The organism is Candidatus Methylacidiphilum fumarolicum (assembly GCF_949774925.1).
Taxonomy (GTDB): Bacteria; Verrucomicrobiota; Verrucomicrobiia; order Methylacidiphilales; family Methylacidiphilaceae; genus Methylacidiphilum; species Methylacidiphilum fumarolicum.
Genome location: NZ_OX458932.1, coordinates 1,544,438 through 1,561,703 on the forward strand (window position 1 = coordinate 1,544,438; position 17,266 = coordinate 1,561,703).

At 39.2% G+C, this 17,266-nt stretch carries 16 protein-coding genes and 1 tRNA gene; 8 read left to right on the top strand and 9 right to left on the bottom strand.

What is annotated here, in order from left to right:
• Positions 1-13: 13 nt before the first annotated feature.
• The 4 genes from QOL44_RS07120 to QOL44_RS07135 form a co-directional block, all read right to left on the bottom strand.
• The gene (locus QOL44_RS07120) at positions 14-460 is read right to left on the bottom strand and encodes a hypothetical protein (protein ID WP_134372724.1); all 447 of its coding nucleotides are present in this window, start codon (positions 458-460) and stop codon (positions 14-16) included.
• A gap of 194 nt (positions 461-654) precedes the next feature.
• A complete protein-coding gene (gene amoB / locus QOL44_RS07125) occupies positions 655-1,896 on the bottom strand; it encodes a bacterial ammonia monooxygenase, subunit AmoB (protein WP_009059717.1) in 1,242 nt (413 codons plus the stop codon).
• 45 nt (positions 1,897-1,941) lie between these two features.
• The gene (locus tag QOL44_RS07130; protein ID WP_009059718.1) at positions 1,942-2,691 is read right to left on the bottom strand and encodes a methane monooxygenase/ammonia monooxygenase subunit A; all 750 of its coding nucleotides are present in this window, start codon (positions 2,689-2,691) and stop codon (positions 1,942-1,944) included.
• Between the two features lie 101 nt (positions 2,692-2,792).
• The gene (locus tag QOL44_RS07135; protein ID WP_009059720.1) at positions 2,793-3,656 is read right to left on the bottom strand and encodes a methane monooxygenase/ammonia monooxygenase subunit C; all 864 of its coding nucleotides are present in this window, start codon (positions 3,654-3,656) and stop codon (positions 2,793-2,795) included.
• A gap of 296 nt (positions 3,657-3,952) precedes the next feature.
• On the opposite strand from QOL44_RS07135, the gene QOL44_RS07140 reads away from it, so the two are divergent.
• From QOL44_RS07140 to QOL44_RS07160, 5 genes are read left to right on the top strand one after another with little or no spacing between them, the layout of a single operon-like run.
• Positions 3,953-4,342: a VOC family protein gene (locus tag QOL44_RS07140; protein ID WP_009059722.1), complete on the top strand. Its 390-nt coding sequence runs from the start codon at positions 3,953-3,955 to the stop codon at positions 4,340-4,342.
• Positions 4,343-4,374: 32 nt separating this feature from the next.
• A complete protein-coding gene (locus QOL44_RS07145) occupies positions 4,375-4,950 on the top strand; it encodes a hypothetical protein (RefSeq protein WP_009059724.1) in 576 nt (191 codons plus the stop codon).
• 38 nt (positions 4,951-4,988) lie between these two features.
• Entirely contained in the window at positions 4,989-6,569 is a 1,581-nt protein-coding gene (locus QOL44_RS07150; protein WP_009059725.1) for a GMC family oxidoreductase, read from the top strand.
• A 31-nt stretch (positions 6,570-6,600) separates the two neighbouring features.
• Entirely contained in the window at positions 6,601-7,992 is a 1,392-nt protein-coding gene (locus QOL44_RS07155) for an FAD-binding oxidoreductase (protein WP_009059727.1), read from the top strand.
• A gap of 12 nt (positions 7,993-8,004) precedes the next feature.
• Positions 8,005-9,372 (top strand): (Fe-S)-binding protein, encoded by a 1,368-nt coding sequence (locus QOL44_RS07160; protein ID WP_166791446.1) that lies wholly within the window; start codon positions 8,005-8,007, stop codon positions 9,370-9,372.
• Positions 9,373-9,699: 327 nt separating this feature from the next.
• Here the strand turns inward: QOL44_RS07160 and QOL44_RS07165 are convergent, their stop codons facing one another.
• The 4 genes from QOL44_RS07165 to QOL44_RS07180 form a co-directional block, all read right to left on the bottom strand.
• Complete coding sequence (locus QOL44_RS07165) at positions 9,700-11,676, bottom strand: sigma-54-dependent Fis family transcriptional regulator (protein WP_009059729.1); 1,977 nt, start codon at positions 11,674-11,676, stop codon at positions 9,700-9,702.
• A 556-nt stretch (positions 11,677-12,232) separates the two neighbouring features.
• Positions 12,233-12,308 (bottom strand) — tRNA-Ala (locus tag QOL44_RS07170).
• 88 nt (positions 12,309-12,396) lie between these two features.
• Entirely contained in the window at positions 12,397-13,461 is a 1,065-nt protein-coding gene (locus QOL44_RS07175) for a 3-deoxy-7-phosphoheptulonate synthase (protein ID WP_009059730.1), read from the bottom strand.
• Between the two features lie 50 nt (positions 13,462-13,511).
• Positions 13,512-14,585: an A/G-specific adenine glycosylase gene (locus tag QOL44_RS07180; RefSeq protein WP_045086571.1), complete on the bottom strand. Its 1,074-nt coding sequence runs from the start codon at positions 14,583-14,585 to the stop codon at positions 13,512-13,514.
• Between QOL44_RS07180 and QOL44_RS07185 the strand changes: the two genes are divergently transcribed.
• From QOL44_RS07185 to QOL44_RS11430, 3 genes are all read left to right on the top strand, one after another.
• The gene (locus tag QOL44_RS07185) at positions 14,584-15,285 is read left to right on the top strand and encodes a ribonuclease HIII (RefSeq protein WP_048814701.1); all 702 of its coding nucleotides are present in this window, start codon (positions 14,584-14,586) and stop codon (positions 15,283-15,285) included. The genes QOL44_RS07180 and QOL44_RS07185 overlap by 2 nt on opposite strands.
• Before the next feature lie 114 nt (positions 15,286-15,399).
• A complete protein-coding gene (locus QOL44_RS07190; protein WP_153300105.1) occupies positions 15,400-15,564 on the top strand; it encodes a hypothetical protein in 165 nt (54 codons plus the stop codon).
• Positions 15,561-16,001, top strand: a complete 441-nt coding sequence (locus QOL44_RS11430; protein WP_420797462.1) for a zinc ribbon domain-containing protein — start codon at positions 15,561-15,563, stop codon at positions 15,999-16,001. Before QOL44_RS07190 ends, QOL44_RS11430 begins: the two co-directional genes overlap by 4 nt.
• Before the next feature lie 248 nt (positions 16,002-16,249).
• Here the strand turns inward: QOL44_RS11430 and QOL44_RS07195 are convergent, their stop codons facing one another.
• Positions 16,250-16,960, bottom strand: coding sequence for a Crp/Fnr family transcriptional regulator (locus QOL44_RS07195; RefSeq protein WP_166791450.1), 711 nt, complete (start codon positions 16,958-16,960; stop codon positions 16,250-16,252).
• Positions 16,961-17,266: the final 306 nt, after the last annotated feature.

The following is a 17,266-nucleotide window of genomic DNA, read 5'->3' on the forward strand; positions in this document are numbered from 1 at the left end:
ATTCCCCATTATATCAATTTTTCACATAGTTGTTATTTTTTTGCACCACTCGGAATATTATTCCAATAATAATACATATTATAATGGCTATTATTGGAATTATCATAATTTTATATTTAATCCATGACAATATATTTCCACTATTTACTATAAATGGAAATACAAAATTAACATTTTTATCTTCAATGAGGATGCCATATTGATTAAGTTTTGTTATTATTCCTTGATCACAGAATATATTTATTTTAGATATATATGATCCTGGCTTAAGATAAACACGCTTCCATATTACACCGTTTACCGGAACTTCTGACCATGAATAAAGATATTTATCAGGTTCATTTTTATATGTAATATATATGTTTATCTTATGATCATTTAAAATATTACCGATTCCTACTATATCGTATACTAATGAAACCATACCACTATGTGGGATTTTGTTGCAATAAGCATTCATAAAACATCCTCGCTTATATGGTAGAGGATACTCTGGATAGATTGTAAAATGAGCCGCAAAGTAATTATTGACCACAAATCCACACTTATCATACGTTTCACAATTCGATATAGCACATTTACATACAACAACATACATAATTATTATTACAGATATGCATCTATATATATAATTATGTTTCATTGAAATATACATTATTGAAAGACTGGAACGACAAACTGATCTGCTATAGCGATAATATTTCTATTCCCTGCTGTATCTCCGAAAAAGATGAGACCACCAAACCTACTGGAGGATTCCTTATAAATTGTAGATAGTCTTTCTACTTCCCAAGCTGCACCTTGAGCTTTTATGTGTAACTGTTTTGTTTCACCAGGCAGAATGGGTTCATTGGGAGTAATTTGCAATTCTCCGCCATTGACTTCTGGCGAATCGGCTGGCCATTGATTGTCGGGAGCAGCCGGATTCAGAAAGGCAACATTAGCTGTTTGAAACCGTCGCAAATAAACTTTTTCATTTCCTTTATTGGTTACAATTAAATCAAAATCGAGGCTCCGTTGCTGAACATAATAGGTTGCTTTACTGACTTTTGCCTCAACAAATGTTGATTCCTTTGGCAAGGGATTAATTCTAACAAAGGTTTTTTGGAGGGGTATAACAATTGGAAACTGTTTGGAGGTAATAAAAGCCCCACCAAATACTAGTACAATAACAATAGCCAAGAATAAGAATCCAAACTTTTGATCTTGCTTGGTAACCAATTCGTCCTCTTTTTCCAAGTAGGCAAGCCCTAGTCTTGGAGCTGTTGGCTTAAGAATAAGCCAATAATAGAGCCATCCTATTCCTAACAATACCCAAAGGAAGGACCATCCCATGGCTCGACTTAATCCATAGTTTTCAAGATTAATGGATTGTCCGGACAAGGTTTGGACTGTATTTGTAAATGGAGCAGAGGAAGGATCGATCGTGACTTTAATGGAAGGCCCTACGATGGGGCCAATATCTTTAATATTCATGGTTACCCCTACTGGCCAAGTACCTGGTCTACGCGCGGTCAATACTTCTTTAAAGTCATAGGTGTCTCCAAGCTTTACGATCATGCTGGAAAACACTGGCTGGCCATTTACGACAGTTTCCTTGCGGACAAGCCTGGGGCCGGGTTCAAAGAAATTGATATAGGCAATACCAGAAAAACCAAGTTCATGCGGCCATATAGGCAAAATCATGACTTTTCCAGTAACTACAAGATCTTCCCCTACTTTCAGATGATTCGAAGAGAAGCGAACATCGTAAAATTGGGCTGTTCGCATCCTCAGAATTGCTTCCTGAGCTCTTTCCCCTATTCCAGAGGCATAAAGGCAAGACGAAGCAATAATTGCAATTATTACAGTACATGCTAATATTAATGTGTTTATAGAGTAATTATTTATTTTCATGGCAATTTTTTCCCCTTTAGCGTTTTTTCTTGAATGCTCTGATATTTATATCTTCTTTACCCAACGATTTCTGGTGCACTGATCTCCAATCCACCAAAAAATTGCATATATAAAAATACCAACAACACCACTGAAGAATATGGCTGGGCCTAAGGCTCCCCCTTCAAAGGTCCGAAGAGTCCCACTTTCAATCATTCTTAAATACTCAGGAATGGCAGAACGGACATAGGAAAATCCGATGTAATCGGCTAGACTCAAAGTTTGGCCTAAGGCTTCTAAGGGTTGATGAAATGGAGCAATCATCACCCAGTTAGCAGGGTAAAAGGTTAAGGCAAAAGCATAGGCACCAAAAAGATAAGTCAAGAGAAGTTTTCTAGATAAAAGCAGAACACAATCCGCAGCAATGGCACACGGAATGACAGTCTCTGGAAACAATTCATTCATTGGATAACTGAACCATCCCCACCAATTGACATATCTTTCAAACCATTGCCAGAGATTGATTCCTACCGCACATAGAGTCATTCCCATGGGAAGTCTAGCTTTAATCCAACAAGCTGCCTGAACGCTGACTAACATCAACATATAGGAGATGACTCCTAAAATTGGAAAATAACGTCGATCTTTCCAATCTATCCAGAAGCTCCAGTCTCCTTCTAGTAATGACTGAGAGGCGAATGTTCCGACTGTCACAGTCATTCCTATGATAACCCATGCTACAAACTGAATTCTTTTCCCAACTTCTAAACCTTCTTTTTGAAGTTCTGGGGAAGTCTTTATCGTCTGTGTTTGCATTTTTCTCCTTTTTTTGTATTGCGGAAGGGAGAGTTGGCTCTCCCTTGTTACTCTCCCTTCCTATTTTTAGTTGGTGACCGGGGAAATTGATGTTTTTAAAATTACATCCCAGGTAATGTATGCACTGGATTGGTGGCTTCCTCAGGGTTTTCCATTGCCTCTGCAGCAGACATGCATTTTTCACCAAAATAGGTGGCTTTTAGAACAGCAGCTATCCTTGGAAACATGTCAAATCCATTGCCTAAGAACCAAACAGCAGCCCATGCAAAAGGCACAAATGTCCAGTGCAACGGAGCTGCAAACCATTCTTCTAAAATCCAGGCACTATGTCCCCATTCGTTTTCTCCAATTAATGGAATAAACATTATCGGCCATGCTACTTCCATAACTAATGGCAGCAGCCATTTTTTGCCCATTACCGGAAGCCTTGTTCTGGTTAACATCAATCCGGCCACCCCAAAGTTAATGAAAATAGGCCAGCTAAGATAAAAATTGAAAATATGGCTAGGAGTAAACTCTGTGTCCCTAATCATGGATGAATGCCATACTCCATCCTGTTCAACAAAAAAGACCGCCCAGACCAAGCACCAAGCATACACTCCAAGGGTTATTAGCCAGTTAGAGTACCAGCGTTTCAATTCCTCTCCGGGATTTAGTTGTTCTAAATGACGATCCCTATAGACAAACCAAATCCAACCCCATGTCAGTCCCCAAATGATAACATTCATTATTGTTATACCCCAGAAAAGATTCATCCAATAAGTCTGGAAGTCCTGTGAGGTATAATCAATTCCTTTGGATATCGCAAATGCTCTCTGATAAAGCATGCAAGCTCCATAGAAGAGCGATATCAATATGCAATAAAGATAGAATCTCCAGTTATTAAAATATTCCTTTTTAGGCACCAGTTCAGCAACGGCTGATACATCCATTGCTCCAACTGTTGCTACTCTTTCATTAGCCATATACTATCCTCCTTTTTTGTTTTTCTTTTTTTTTTTTTGCGTCTGTACGCTTAGACATATTTTTTCGAGCATAAGGTATGCCAATTTTAACATTTTTCTTTCATTGAGGATTAGTGCGTACATTCCTTTGGAAAATAAAGCTGAAATTTTTTCTGTTACTGTTGCATATTGCTACATATTGCATAGCTAAATGCATCATCTGCAGCATTTCATTAACACGGATTTTGTCATTTCTTCCTGTATTTCTCAGATGGCACATTTTTTGCTCTGAATCGAACTAAAAGGAAGGAGGATTAATGGTTCATCGTTTTTTACATGTCAGATATCGTGTCTCGAATTTGGAAAAAGCACTCTTTTATTTTGTCAATTTTCTTGGCCTTAAAGAAGTCGGAAGGATTACTTCTCCAAGAGGCTCTAAATTGGTTTTTTTACAAGCTCCAGAAAATGGAACACTGCTTGAACTCTGTGAGTATCCTGATAGTGGAAAAGTCATCGTACCTCCAGACTTAACGCATCTGGCTTTTTCTGTTAATGACCTTGAAGCAGCTCGCATCAAATGCAAGCAAATGGGATGGCCATTTACTGATGAAATTCAAAAAGCTGAAAACGGACAGTATTTTACATTCATTGATGCCCCGGATGGCTATGAAATTGAACTGATACAAGAAGACAAGAAAAAGGAGTGAACTTTTGATTGGATAGATACAAAGGTTCAATTATGAAAATATCTAGAAGAAAATTCTTCTTTTATTTTATTGGTGCTCTCTTTTTCGTAGAAAAAAAACAACAATTACTTAGTTCAAGTTGTTGTTCCGTAAACCCTTCTTTTTTTGGAACATCCAAGCTGATTGAAAATAATGTTCAAAATAACTTTCTTAATGATCTTCAACAAAAAAACCTCCAGAAGTTTATAGCAATCGTTGTTCCTCATCAGGGAGAGATCTTTGAAAAGGCAAGGAACATCTCGTATCATAACCTCCTTGAAAGTTGGTCTACCAACACAGATTCCAATAAAAAACACAAACTAGAAGCCTACTTGGATTTGCTGCAAAAATACGCTCAAGAATTAACCAAAAAAGACTTCTACCTGCTTTCATTGCCGGATGGAACTAATATAGTCAAAAAAACAGAAGACCAAAAGATATTTCAGGACCTTCTCAATCAGATCCTTTCTACCTTCTACAACAATAAAGGGGTATGGACAGCTATTGGTTATCCTGGCCCCTCAATGAATGACAATGGGAAGTATCTTGGAGGTTATGTGAACAAAGGATTCGATCAACTCGATTGGTAGCATTAAAGCTCTTAAAAATTTAAAAATAAGATACAATTATGGCCACAACATTTTCTAACGAAACAGTTGATGTATGCGTCATAGGAACAGGAGCCGGGGGAGGAAATCTAATCCGGGAGCTTTGTCTTCAAGGAGTTAAAGTGACAGCTCTAGAGGCAGGCCCACGGCTCGTTCCTGAAAAGGATTTTGAAAATGATGAATGGGCCATGTTCTTAAAGACAGCATGGCTTGATCCAAGGGAAACACAAGGAGAAGATATCACAGGCCTTGCAGCCTGGACATGTAAAACAGTTGGAGGAACGACTCTTCACTGGGCAGGAGCAGCATTACGCATTCAACCATGGGAATTTAAAGTAAAGTCTCTTTATGGAGAAATCCCTAAAGCTAATCTAGCTGACTGGCCAATCAACTACGAAGATCTCTTACCATACTATGAAAAAGCTGAAAAAGCTTTAGGCGTTTCTGGACGAGTTATGCCTTTTCAACCTGGAAACACCAATTTTCTGGTCATGAAAAGAGGGGCTGAAAAACTTGGGATCCAAGCAACACCAGGTTTTATGGCTATCAATAGTATTCCTTTTGATGGACGGCCTCCCTGTGATCAATGCGGTTTCTGTTTTCAAGGATGTACAATTAAAGCAAAATGGAATGTTCTCTATGAGGCTATTCCCAAAGCAGAGCAAACAGGTAATTTAGATTTGAGGCCACAATGCCAAGCAATTCGTATTGAAACAGATTCTAGGAAAAAAGCAAGCAGCGTCATTTATGCAGACAGCCAAGGAAAGCTTCATCAACTTAAAGCAAAAGTGATCTGTGTTGCCTGCAACAGTATTGAAACAGCCAGGCTATTATTAAATTCAGAATCTTCTAAATTTCCTCATGGATTAGCTAACGGCAGTGGAATGGTTGGGAAAAATTATATGCGCCACTTAACTGCTTCTTCATATGCTCTATTTCCCAAACCCGTACACGCCTATAAGGGGATAACCATGATGGGACTTATAGACAATTTTGCCCAAAATGAGCCAAAGAGAGGCTTTGTGGGTGGATTTCATCTAGAAACAATTATGCTCGGACCAGCCTTTTTATCGATTTTTCTTAGGCCTGGTCCAAATACTTCTACTCCTCAAGCAAGAGCCTTATGGGGTGAATCACTTAAGAACTTGATGGAGAACTACACCCATATTGCTGGCATGTGGATTGTTGGAGAAGATCTTCCTCAACTGACCAACGGAGTTAGTTTACACAAAGAAAAAAAAGATCGATTCGGAATGCCTATTCCTGTCATTACATTTAATGATCATCCTAATGATAAACGGATGCGCGAATATGCCTGGAAAAGGGCAAGAGAAATTTATGAGGCTGCAGGTGCAATAGAAGTCTATGATACTCCCCCTTATCCAGCGACTCATAACTTAGGAACTTGCCGTATGGGAAATAATCCTGAAACCTCCGTGACAAATTCTTATGGTCAATGCCATGAAGTAAAAAATCTTTTCATATCTGACGGAAGCCTATTTCCTACAGGAGCTTGTGAAAACCCCACGTTGACTATATCCGCTTTGGCAATTCGACAAGCCGAATACATTATAAGGGAAATGAAAGCATTAAGACTTTGAGAATTGCTCGATGAGCTTTTTATTGTGATTTATGGCTAGTCTAAACTTTTCCAACGAAGCTCTAAAGAGTTTGATCGATCATTTTCCTGAAAGCTCCCTTTTAATTTCCAAAGAAGATCTTATCCCTTATAGCTTCGATGCTACAGCTACTTTTTATCATGCTCCGCTGGCTGTCTTATTCCCTTCTTCTATTGAAGATATTCTCTGGGTCCTGCAATGGGCCAAATCAAACCACGCTTGCATTCTTCCTCGAGGATCTGGAACAAGCTTAAGTGGTGCCGCTGTGCCTCAAAAGAACTCCATAGTTCTTTCTATGACCAAATGGAATAAAATTTTAGAAGCAGATCCTTATAACTTGACCCTCTTGGTCGAACCTGGCATTACCACCCAAGCTGTACAAGAGGAAGCCGCTAAGTTTTCTCTTTTTTATCCGCCCGATCCTGGCTCCTATAAAATTTCGACCATAGGTGGCAATGTGGGACATAATTCTGGAGGGATTCGAGGATTAAAATATGGCGTAACAAGAAATTACGTCTTAGGAATGGAGGTCGTATTGCCAAATGGCCAGGTGATATGGTTAGGGAACAAATGCGTAAAAGACTCCGCAGGCTATTCACTAAAGGATCTTTTTATAGGCTCGGAAGGTACGCTTGGTATTGTTACTAAAGTATTGCTTCGACTTATTCCAAAACCACAAGAAAGGCAGGTTATACTAGCTTCTTTCCCCACCCTTGAAGTAGCATCAGAAGCTACATCAGCAATCATAAAAGCAGCCTTAATCCCTAGTGCTCTAGAGTTTCTTGATCAAAAGACAATTGAGTGTATCGAATCCTATTCACCAGCAGGTTTTCCCAAAGAAAGCCAAGCCGTATTGCTCATTGAATCGGATGGCCACCCTCAAGCGGTCCGGGATGAAATCACTCGGATCAGTCAAGTCCTTAAACAATATGGTCCATTGGAAATTAGAATCGCTGAAAATCCTAAGCAACAAGAACAATTGTGGAGTGCAAGAAAAGTTGCTTTCTCAGCTCTTGCAAGAAAAGCACCTACGGTGCTTTTAGAAGATGTTACTGTTCCAAGAAGTTCACTTGCTCAAATGATCCGTAAAATTCAACAAATCTCAAAAGCATATGCAGTCGAAATTGCGGTCTATGCACATATGGGAGATGGAAATCTGCACCCAGTTTTTTTAGGAGATGAAAAAAATAAGGATTTAATGGAGAGAGTCTTTAGGGCAATGAAAGAAATTTTCCTTTATGCCATAAAACTTGGAGGAACAATTACAGGAGAACATGGGGTTGGCCTAGCTAAAAAAGAATTTCTAGCTTATCAGTATAAAAGCGAAGAATTTCAATTGCTTAAAAACATAAAAAAAATCCTCGATCCAGAGAATCTTTTGAACCCTGGGAAAATCTTTGACTGATTCAATAAAATAATGAACCTGTTCAATTCCAAAAACTCGCTTCAATTAATGGATCCTGCGGTTATTCAAAAATGCATTCATTGTGGGATGTGTCTTCCTAGTTGTCCTACCTACCAAGAAACTAAAATAGAACGCAACAGTCCTAGGGGTAGAATTTCCCTCATGAGAGCCATTGCCGAAAAAAGAATGGATCTAACAGCTTCCTTTGCCCATGAGCTGTATTTTTGTCTCGGCTGTCTAGCTTGCCAAACAGCCTGTCCAGTCGGCGTTGATTACAAGACTTTATTTGAAGCTTCCAGACAAGACATTGAAAAGTCGAAAATCTTAAATAACCCCTTACGGCTACTCGCAAGGACTTTCCTTATTAAATATCTCTTTCTTTCACCCCGCAGATTGAGAACCTTTGGCAGACTGCTGCGAATTTATCAAAGAATGGGATTGGATAGATTCTTTAAAAGCCTTCCTTTTCTTCCAGCTAAGCTAAAAGATCTGCTTGCTCAGATTCCTTCTATTGCTCCTCACTTTTCCTTTGAAATCATCCCTCCTAGAGAACTCCCAATCAATAGTCCTACTCGATGGAAAGTAGGGCTTTTGACTGGTTGCGTACAAGACCTTGTATTTTCTAAAATTAACAGAGATACCGCTGATGTCCTTCTGTATAATGGATGTGAAGTTATATGTCCTCCTGAGCAAGGTTGTTGTGGTTCTCTCCATGCACACAACGGAGAGATGGAAACAGCAGAACGGCTTGCTAAAAAACTCCTAGCCGTTTTTCCTATAGAAGAATTGGATGCAATTATAACGAATTCTGCTGGTTGTGGATCTCATCTCAAACATTTCTCAGATCTCTTTCCGCCTGGAACTTTCTGGAGACAAAAGGCTGAAGTATGGGATAAAAAAGTCTATGATATCCATGAATGGCTAATAAAGATAGGATTTTCTCCTCCTCATGCATTTGCCTCTACCAATCAATCTCATACAGTAATTACTTATCATGATGCCTGCCATCTATGTCATGGGCAAAAGATTAAAAATGAGCCTAGAGCCATACTCCATTCTCTGCCGTGTGTTCAATTTATAGAACTTGAGGAGTCCGATCATTGTTGCGGTAGTGCGGGGATCTATAACATCTTACAACCAGAAATGGCTCATAAGCTTTTGAATAAAAAAATTGAAAAAATAAAGAAAACAAACGCCTCAATAGTTTGCACAGCCAATCCTGGCTGCCTGCTCTTTATAGAAAAGGGATTGAAAAAACATCATTTAAACATCCAAACCATCCATCCTATCTCCCTTCTGGCTCAATACTATAAGATGAAAGATAGAGATAGAGGATCCGTTGAAAAGAAAGAAGCCAATTTGGCCAGACTCATTCATTAAATAAAGTAGAGCTTGATTATAACAAGCACAGGAGCTTTCACGAATTTTTTCGATCCTCTTCGAGTACGTCTTGATCCTCTTTTTCCTATCCGATTAGATTGGACTTCTACTTTCTTCTTTCAATGCCCACCTAGCCAAGGAATGAGAGATTGATCCTTAAAGGAGATGATAGCTTTTCGCTACAGCCAAATCGAGCCTATTTGCAGTTTCAGATAGAGAATACCAAAGAAAGATTTTTGGATGTAGAGATTCCAAAAGGCTTAATTTAAAACAGTTAGGGCAAAGGAAAAGAGATAGACAGCCGATTTTCCAATGCCTTATTGGTTCTTATGAATGAAACTTTTTAAGGTTTCTATAGAGAGTACTCCGATGTACACCTAATAGCTTTGCAGCTTTACTTGCATTTCCTCCCGTTTTTTCCAATGCAGAAAAAAATAGCTCTTTTTTATATTTTTTGAAATAAAGAGGCGTTGTCTCAACAGTGGAGTTCATCTCGTTGAGGGTCTGTTTGTCTAGCAATTGTCCTTCTTCATTTTCCTTTCTTGTATTGTGCAAAATGGAAAGAAGGTCTACTGGCTTAATCATTTTGCTTTGAAGGTTTTTAGCAATTAGCCTAAAAGCAACATTTTTCAACTCCCTTACATTTCCAGGCCAGGAATAATTGTAAAGGATCGGTAAAATTTCATCCCAATCAATAGAGGGATAAAATTTCAATTTCGCAGAGATCTGTTCAATGAAATAAATGAAGAGCAATTCTATATCCTTGCCTCTTTCACGTAACGGAGGAAGATGAATTGGAAAAATGTTTAGCCTATAAAAAAGATCTTGTCTAAATGCACCCTGCAAGCTTAACAGATTAAGATCCTTATTGGTTGCTGCAATAACCCTAACATCAACAGGAATTGGACTTTTTGCACCTATAGGAAAAATTTCAAACTCTTCAAGGACTCTAAGCAGAGTCCCTTGAATTTCGAGTGGAAGTTCCCCAATTTCATCTAAGAAAATAGTACCATTATTAGCTAGAAGAAATTTCCCCTTTCTCCCTTCTTTCGAGGAACCAGTAAAAGTTCCACCTTCAAATCCAAAGAGTTCACTGACCACCAGTTCCTTTGGAATAGCAGCACAATTGATTGCTAAAAAGGTTTCTTTTGCTCTTCGACTATTTTGGTGGATAAACTTGGCAAATATTTCTTTTCCGGTACCCGTTTCGCCTAACAGGAGAACAGGCAAATCATTTTGAGCGGCAATTTTTGCTTCTTCCATTGCAGATACAAAAGCAGGGGATTTGCCAATAATCAAATCAGGCGAATGCGAAACAGACGTTTCAGAGGAAGATTTTTGAGACTTAAACAAAAAACAAGAAAAATTCAAGGAGTCTGAACCTACGGGAGCTGAAACATAACTATTGGAAAGTTCTATTATATAACCAATAATTCTGTTTTCACGGACAATAGGCTCAATCAGAGCGGGAACAACCATCTTTCCAAGAACAATATCTGATTCAAAAATCTGAGGCTGATCATAAGAAATTCTAGGCCTATTCCTTATGGACACAAAATCCAATTTTGTGACCTGGAACTCTGCCAGGATTTCTTTTGGACAATGTAATATTGTTCCTAGAGAATCAATCAATAAAAAGGGAAACGTACTGTATAAGCCCTTTTTTTCTACAAATTTGTTATAAAGATAAACTCTATCTGTATAAAGAATCGCTGTCAGTTTGGTTTCTATAAGAAAGCTGTTAGTTATGGCTATACTAATTGGGATGGGCTTGTGAGCAAGATCTCCAATCATAGTTAAAGCCATGAATAGATCCTTGGATTCAGGTTTGTGAATGATTGCAGAGGTGCACCAGATGTCATGAAGGGAAGCGCAATAATGTTCTGGACCTATGACTGAAATAGGCTTTTTTTCTTCAATTGCTGCCCCAATGGCAGAACATCCGCAGTATTTTTCACTCCAATTAGCTCCAATAACTAACTTGTAAAAATTCGCTTTTTCTAATAATCTTTCCGGTCCATCGACAAAGGTAACCACTCCTTCAGAATTGACAATGGCTATGAGACAATCAAAATCAAGCGCTTGCATTCGCAGCAGGGGAAATAAGGGTTGGAGAAAAGAAAAAGAATCTAACTCTAAGTTAAGTTTCTCTTCTTTTGAAGAAAGGAGAACTGGGGCATGTTTTTCTCTATCAATGCCGTATTTTTTGCATCTTTCCCAGCTTTTTAAAATTTCATCTCTCACCCTAGGTTGTGTTGCATTTCCCAAGGTAAATCTCTCCCATTCCTGAATGATGTCCGTCATATGTCGTTACAAAAAACAATATTTTTCTTTTATGGATCTAATAAATAATTTAATAATAGTCAAATTTTATTTCTTCCAGTAAACAAATATTTCCAATTGATTTTTAATAAAAACTCTTTTACTTTTAAATTCTTCTATTCTTGACTGTATCAATGCTCTTCCATTTATTTCACAAAACTTGACATTGACTATCCTCTGCGCTCTCTCTCAACGTTCTTCAAGATCTCTATAGCAAAATAACACAATCATTCCTGTGATTCTTGATGTATTCCTCACGCTTCTTTTATGCCAGTAGTGCCTAAATCTGTTAAAAAATAAAAACTAACAGCCATATTAGCCCAATTAACAAAAATAAGCTAAAAATGGAGAAATAAAGACCTATCCAGACTCTTATCAACAAGAGCTTTTTTACCTTATGGATCTTCTTATAATTTTAAAGACTAAAAGAAACTACAATAACCCCAAATTGGAAAGCACGATCTCTTTTAGTAGACGCAGTCTCTAAGCTGCTTTATTGAGCTTTTTTAGTTACCTTCACCAAGACCTAAGGTCAGTATGGTGGAGCCTAGGGGATTCGAACCCCTGACCTCCTCAATGCCATTGAGGCGCTCTACCAACTGAGCTAAGACCCCACGTACTCAAGCAAAATAGTTTCTTTTGTAATAAAAAGAGAAAAAACAAAGAGAGTCAAGGCTATGTGCCCAAATCAACTATTTTTCTTTATTGGAGAGCCAATTTATTTTCTTCGAGCATTCTACTTCCTTCCCAAAGAAGGGTTTCGGTCATTTCCCATCCAATACAGGGATCTGTAATGGAAACTCCATATTTTAACTGGGATAGGTCGGCTGGAATCTTTTGATTTCCCTCATAAAGATAACTCTCTAGCATCGCACCAATAATGTTCAGATTCCCCTTAATCCTCTGCCCCAGTATGCTATACCACACTGTCTTTTGTATATTATGTTGTTTTCCGCAGTTGGCATGACTGCAATCAATCATAAGTCTAGGAGGAAGACCAGCTTCTTTTAGCCGACGAACCGCATCTTCGATACTCTCAGGATCATAATTCGTCCGTGTTCTCCCTCCCCGAAGAATCACATGACCCCATCTATTCCCAGTTGTCCGGATTATACTAGTCATTCCCTGTTCATCAATTCCAAGAAAACTATGTGGATACATGGCAGCACCTAGGGCATCCAAGGCAATCTGCAAAGAACCATCCGTCCCGTTCTTAAAGCCTACCGGCATCGAAAGGCCGCTTGCCATTTCTCTATGATATTGCGACTCAATGGTTCTAGCTCCAATAGCTGCCCAACAGACCAAATCAGAGATATACTGTGGTGTGGTTGAATCTAAAAATTCAGTTGCCGTGGGAATACCCATTCCAACAATTTCTAGCAATATAGTGCGCGCAATTTTCAAGCCTTTTTCGATGTCGCAGGAACCATCCAATTCAGGATCATTAATTAATCCTTTCCATCCTACTGTGGTCCGGGGTTTTTCAAAATAAGTCCGCATAACAATAAAGAGTTCTTTTTCTACTTCTTTTCTTATTTCTTTTAGCCTTTTTGCATATTCGATTGCCCCTTTAGGATCATGGATGGAACAAGGGCCAACGACAACTAAAAAACGGTTATCTTCACCAGCTAAAATAGCTTGAATAATTTCCCGGGCTTCGATTACCGTTCGATAGGTTTTATCCGTGATTGGTAGAAGCCTTTGGAGTTCAGCAGGCGAAATCAGTCTTTCTACCTGTTTGACATGAACATTAATAATCGGAATCATAATAGAATTTTATATCCTATTCGGAAGCAGATCAAAAATCAACTAAAGTTCTAGTCAGGATGCGGAGAAAATGCTTGTTCTACCATCAATTTCATCCATATTTTCCGATGGGGAGCTGGTAGCGGTAAAAAGGAGATTTTCTCTTTTTTAATCCACTCTCCCTGCGAAAGATTAGGTTGGACGAGCTTTTCTTGCTTCCAGTCTGCTTCGCACACCTCAAGGAAAATCTTATATCTAGAGAGATAGGCAGGCAGAGAAAAAAGAATGGTTTTTTGTTCCATAGCAAAAGGATCGAAATTTGGAAATAACCACATGCCTTGGTACCTCCCTGTCTTGGAGTTTGCTTGATGTAACCAGATAGAATCTTCTTTTCTAAGAATCGCAATCTTTTCTTTTCTCACTTCGATTCTTTTTTTCGGCTTGAAAGGCAGCAGCTCGGGCTGTTCAGCTTGACAAATTTCTTTTAAAGGACAAATCATACATTTTGGAGCAAGAGGTTTGCATACTGCTCGACCAAAATCCATTAGTGCCGAATTGAAAAGAGAAAAATCATTATCCTCTGAAAGGAGATTCATAGCTATCCTGGAAAGCTCCTTCAACGCCCCTGCTTTGTTAATCGGCTGATGAATCGATAAAAGCCTAACCAATACACGGATGCCATTAGCGTCAAGCGCCACCGTTTTTTTCCCGAAGGCAAGGCTTGCAATCGCATTGGCCGTATAGAGCCCTATACCAGGCAATTTTAAAAGCTCTGTAGGTTCCGATGGCAATATTCCCTTTTTTTCAAAGAAAACAATTGCTGCTATCTTATGGAGATTTCTTGCCCTTGCATAATATCCCAACCCTTCCCATGCCTTTAGAACCTCTCCTTCAGAAGCATTGGCAAGCTTTTCCCAATCTCCAAATCTTTCCATCCATTTTAAATAGTAAGCAATAACAGTCTTTGCTTGAGTTTGTTGCAACATAAATTCGGAAACGACGATAGCATAAGGATCTTTGGCTTGCCGCCATGGATAAGAATAAGCATTCGCTTCATACCATTCAAAAAGTCTCCTTGGAAAACTTTCTCTGAATTTTGCATCGATTCTTTCTAGCCAAAAAGCTATATTATTACCATTTTCCATGACTCCTTCTTCTTTTACATTCACTCTGAGCGATAAACAAATTGAAAAACTTAAAGCATTCTTAGATCAAAAAGGCTTTGAGTTCTCCACTATTGATCATGGGCTATTTAGAGCCAAATCAAAAGGGGTAGTGGTACAGGTCTATAAATCGGGTAAGGTGCTCGTACAGGGTAAAGAAGCCCTGGAATTTTCCCGCAACGTGATAGAACCTGAAATTCTCCAACAAGCTGCTATTGGCTATGAGTTCCTGACCCATCCCGAATATTTCGAAGCGCATGTCGGAATTGATGAATGCGGCAAAGGAGATCTGTTTGGACCTCTGGTAATTGCCGCTGTTTTTGTTGACCCACAATCCGCAAAGGACTTCACCGAAATGGGGATCAAAGACAGCAAACGGATCTCAAGCATAAGACGGTTAAACCAACTTGCCTCAGCAATAAAGAAAAAAACCAAGTACGCCCTCTTATCGCTTCCCCCTTTACGATATAATGAACTGTACGAAAAAAAATTCAAAAATCTCAATTTGCTTTTGGCTTGGGCACATGCTTGGGTTTATAAAAAACCCTCCTTGGAACTCAACGATGCCCCAAGGGTACTCTGTGATAGGTTTGCTCAACCGTGGGTCCTTCAACAATCTTTTAAAAGGATCGGAGCGGATCAATTTAATCCTTGGCAATTCCCAGCATCATTGGTTGGCTAGAAACGAAACGGCAATCACACTGTGCTACCGTGATGGGACCTTCTTTATGCATGGCGTCATCAAAACCAAAAGTCAGACACCGACAGGTCATAACCGATTAGTATTGATCTCGGCTTGAACAATATCTCTACCACCCCAATGGTCTGTGCTACTCTGGCCGCAAGGCCCGACATATTTGATGTGGCTACTGGAAATGGAGGAGTCCATCCAGACCAAAGACACGAAAGGTATTCGGCGCACCCTAAAACGGCTCGAGTGGCCGTGAATACCGCTGGATGAGGGACATCAACCACCCCATCCGTCAGCGCGTCGTCGATAGTCTCAAGTCAAGCAGCTCCTCGTCTTCGAGGCTTGAGGCACATTCGCAATTGTCTCAAGACCAACAAAAGCAGGCGCTGCGAGCAGCACTCCTGGAGTTCGGTCATCTGTTTTTGTTCTGCCGCTTCAAGGCGGCAGAACGAGCCGTCTCCGTCGTCCAGACGGACCAGCGCAATACCAGGCGCAAGTGTCTCTGGTGCAGATGTGTCGAGAAGGACAATCGAAATGGGCACCTGTTCTGCTTTGTCTTTTGTGGCTACTGTCAGAACACCGACAGCAATGCCGTTTTCAATTTCTCGATGGCTACTCGAACTGTCGCAATAGGCTGTTCGTTATGTAGCCTCAAAGCCTTGCACCCGACCCTGCCGTGGCGCCAAGGACAAGCTCGCGGCTTCTAGCCGCAAGTTTATGACAAAAAACCTTCCCCTTCATCACCTCCTCAACTGAAAAAAGCGCTTGAAGCCTTTTATAGCATCGTAGGGACATACCGAGAATAAAAGAATAGTGTTATAGTTCGAATTCGATTAAGTGGATAGCTGTATTATTAGAAATTATTGAACAAAAGAAAAGAGAATGGCCCCCCAATGCATGCAACTTATTAATGGAAAAGCATAAATTTTTAATAATCAAACAAAGAAGCAGCATCCTATAGTTCATCTAACTTTTTTAAAAGCTTCTCTTTTGATAAAACAATAATCCTTTTAGTTTCGTTCCGGATTAATTGTTCGTTGGTTAGTTTAGCAAGAATTCTTGAAAGGGTTTCAGATGTAATGCCTAACTCTGCAGCTATGATTTTCTTGGGGAGCAAAAGGGGAACAATAGCCGATGAAAGATGATCGTCATGAAAATGCTTATGGATCCATTGAATAAAACGGGTTTCAGCATCTTTCACTGAAAGACTATCTAGTTTATCAACAAGTTTGCGCAAATGATTGCTCATGGAACCAATGATGCGTAAGGCGATCTCTGGCCGGTTCCGAATCAGGTTAAGAAAATCCGTTTTAGTAATCAATAAAACTTGACTCGATATGACAGCTTTTGCATTAGCAGGATAACCATCTGAAACAAGGCAGGCTTCTGCAAAGGATTCCGGAGGATAGAAGATGTGAATTGGTTGTTCTTTCCCTTCTGATGTTAACCTATAGACCATTATTGAACCGCAGATCATAATATAAAATCCAAGAACTGGCTGTTTTTCTCTGAAAAGTATTTGGTCTTTTTCCAAGAAAACCAATTGAGTACATGGGACAAGTTTCTGAATTTCCTCTAGAGAAAGGCTTGAAAAAATTCGACTGCGCCTCAATACCCCCTCAATAACAACAGATCTAGCTTTGGAACAGAACTGTTTCTTTTCCATCTTCATAAAAAAATAGGGAAGAGCCTCTAACACAGATTGAATCAAACGTTACGACCATAAAAAAGTTTTAATCCTAAATGTGCTTCCAGTTATCTGCTAGAAACGTAACGAAAAAAAGTGGATATCAAAATATAAAAAATGAAGATTCTTTGATCTAGATCAAAGAAAAATGGAAAGCTATCGACTAAACTACAAGAATAGAAAATGCAGCAGTTAAGAAAAACAAATGACAAAGAAGATTTCCCCCCGCCAAAAGGAACTTTTTTATTCTTGTTAGGGTATTTAGCGGCAGGAATGCTCCTTTGG

Coding starts and splice junctions, on each gene's coding strand:
- QOL44_RS07120 (WP_134372724.1), bottom strand. CDS start 460: ATGAATGCTTATTGCAACAAAATCCCACATAGTGGTATGGTTTCATTA.
- amoB (WP_009059717.1), bottom strand. CDS start 1,896: ATGAAAATAAATAATTACTCTATAAACACATTAATATTAGCATGTACT.
- QOL44_RS07130 (WP_009059718.1), bottom strand. CDS start 2,691: ATGCAAACACAGACGATAAAGACTTCCCCAGAACTTCAAAAAGAAGGT.
- QOL44_RS07135 (WP_009059720.1), bottom strand. CDS start 3,656: ATGGCTAATGAAAGAGTAGCAACAGTTGGAGCAATGGATGTATCAGCC.
- QOL44_RS07140 (WP_009059722.1), top strand. CDS start 3,953: ATGGTTCATCGTTTTTTACATGTCAGATATCGTGTCTCGAATTTGGAA.
- QOL44_RS07145 (WP_009059724.1), top strand. CDS start 4,375: ATGAAAATATCTAGAAGAAAATTCTTCTTTTATTTTATTGGTGCTCTC.
- QOL44_RS07150 (WP_009059725.1), top strand. CDS start 4,989: ATGGCCACAACATTTTCTAACGAAACAGTTGATGTATGCGTCATAGGA.
- QOL44_RS07155 (WP_009059727.1), top strand. CDS start 6,601: ATGGCTAGTCTAAACTTTTCCAACGAAGCTCTAAAGAGTTTGATCGAT.
- QOL44_RS07160 (WP_166791446.1), top strand. CDS start 8,005: ATGAACCTGTTCAATTCCAAAAACTCGCTTCAATTAATGGATCCTGCG.
- QOL44_RS07165 (WP_009059729.1), bottom strand. CDS start 11,676: ATGACGGACATCATTCAGGAATGGGAGAGATTTACCTTGGGAAATGCA.
- QOL44_RS07175 (WP_009059730.1), bottom strand. CDS start 13,461: ATGATTCCGATTATTAATGTTCATGTCAAACAGGTAGAAAGACTGATT.
- QOL44_RS07185 (WP_048814701.1), top strand. CDS start 14,584: ATGACTCCTTCTTCTTTTACATTCACTCTGAGCGATAAACAAATTGAA.
- QOL44_RS07180 (WP_045086571.1), bottom strand. CDS start 14,585: ATGGAAAATGGTAATAATATAGCTTTTTGGCTAGAAAGAATCGATGCA.
- QOL44_RS11430 (WP_420797462.1), top strand. CDS start 15,561: ATGAGGGACATCAACCACCCCATCCGTCAGCGCGTCGTCGATAGTCTC.
- QOL44_RS07195 (WP_166791450.1), bottom strand. CDS start 16,960: ATGGAAAAGAAACAGTTCTGTTCCAAAGCTAGATCTGTTGTTATTGAG.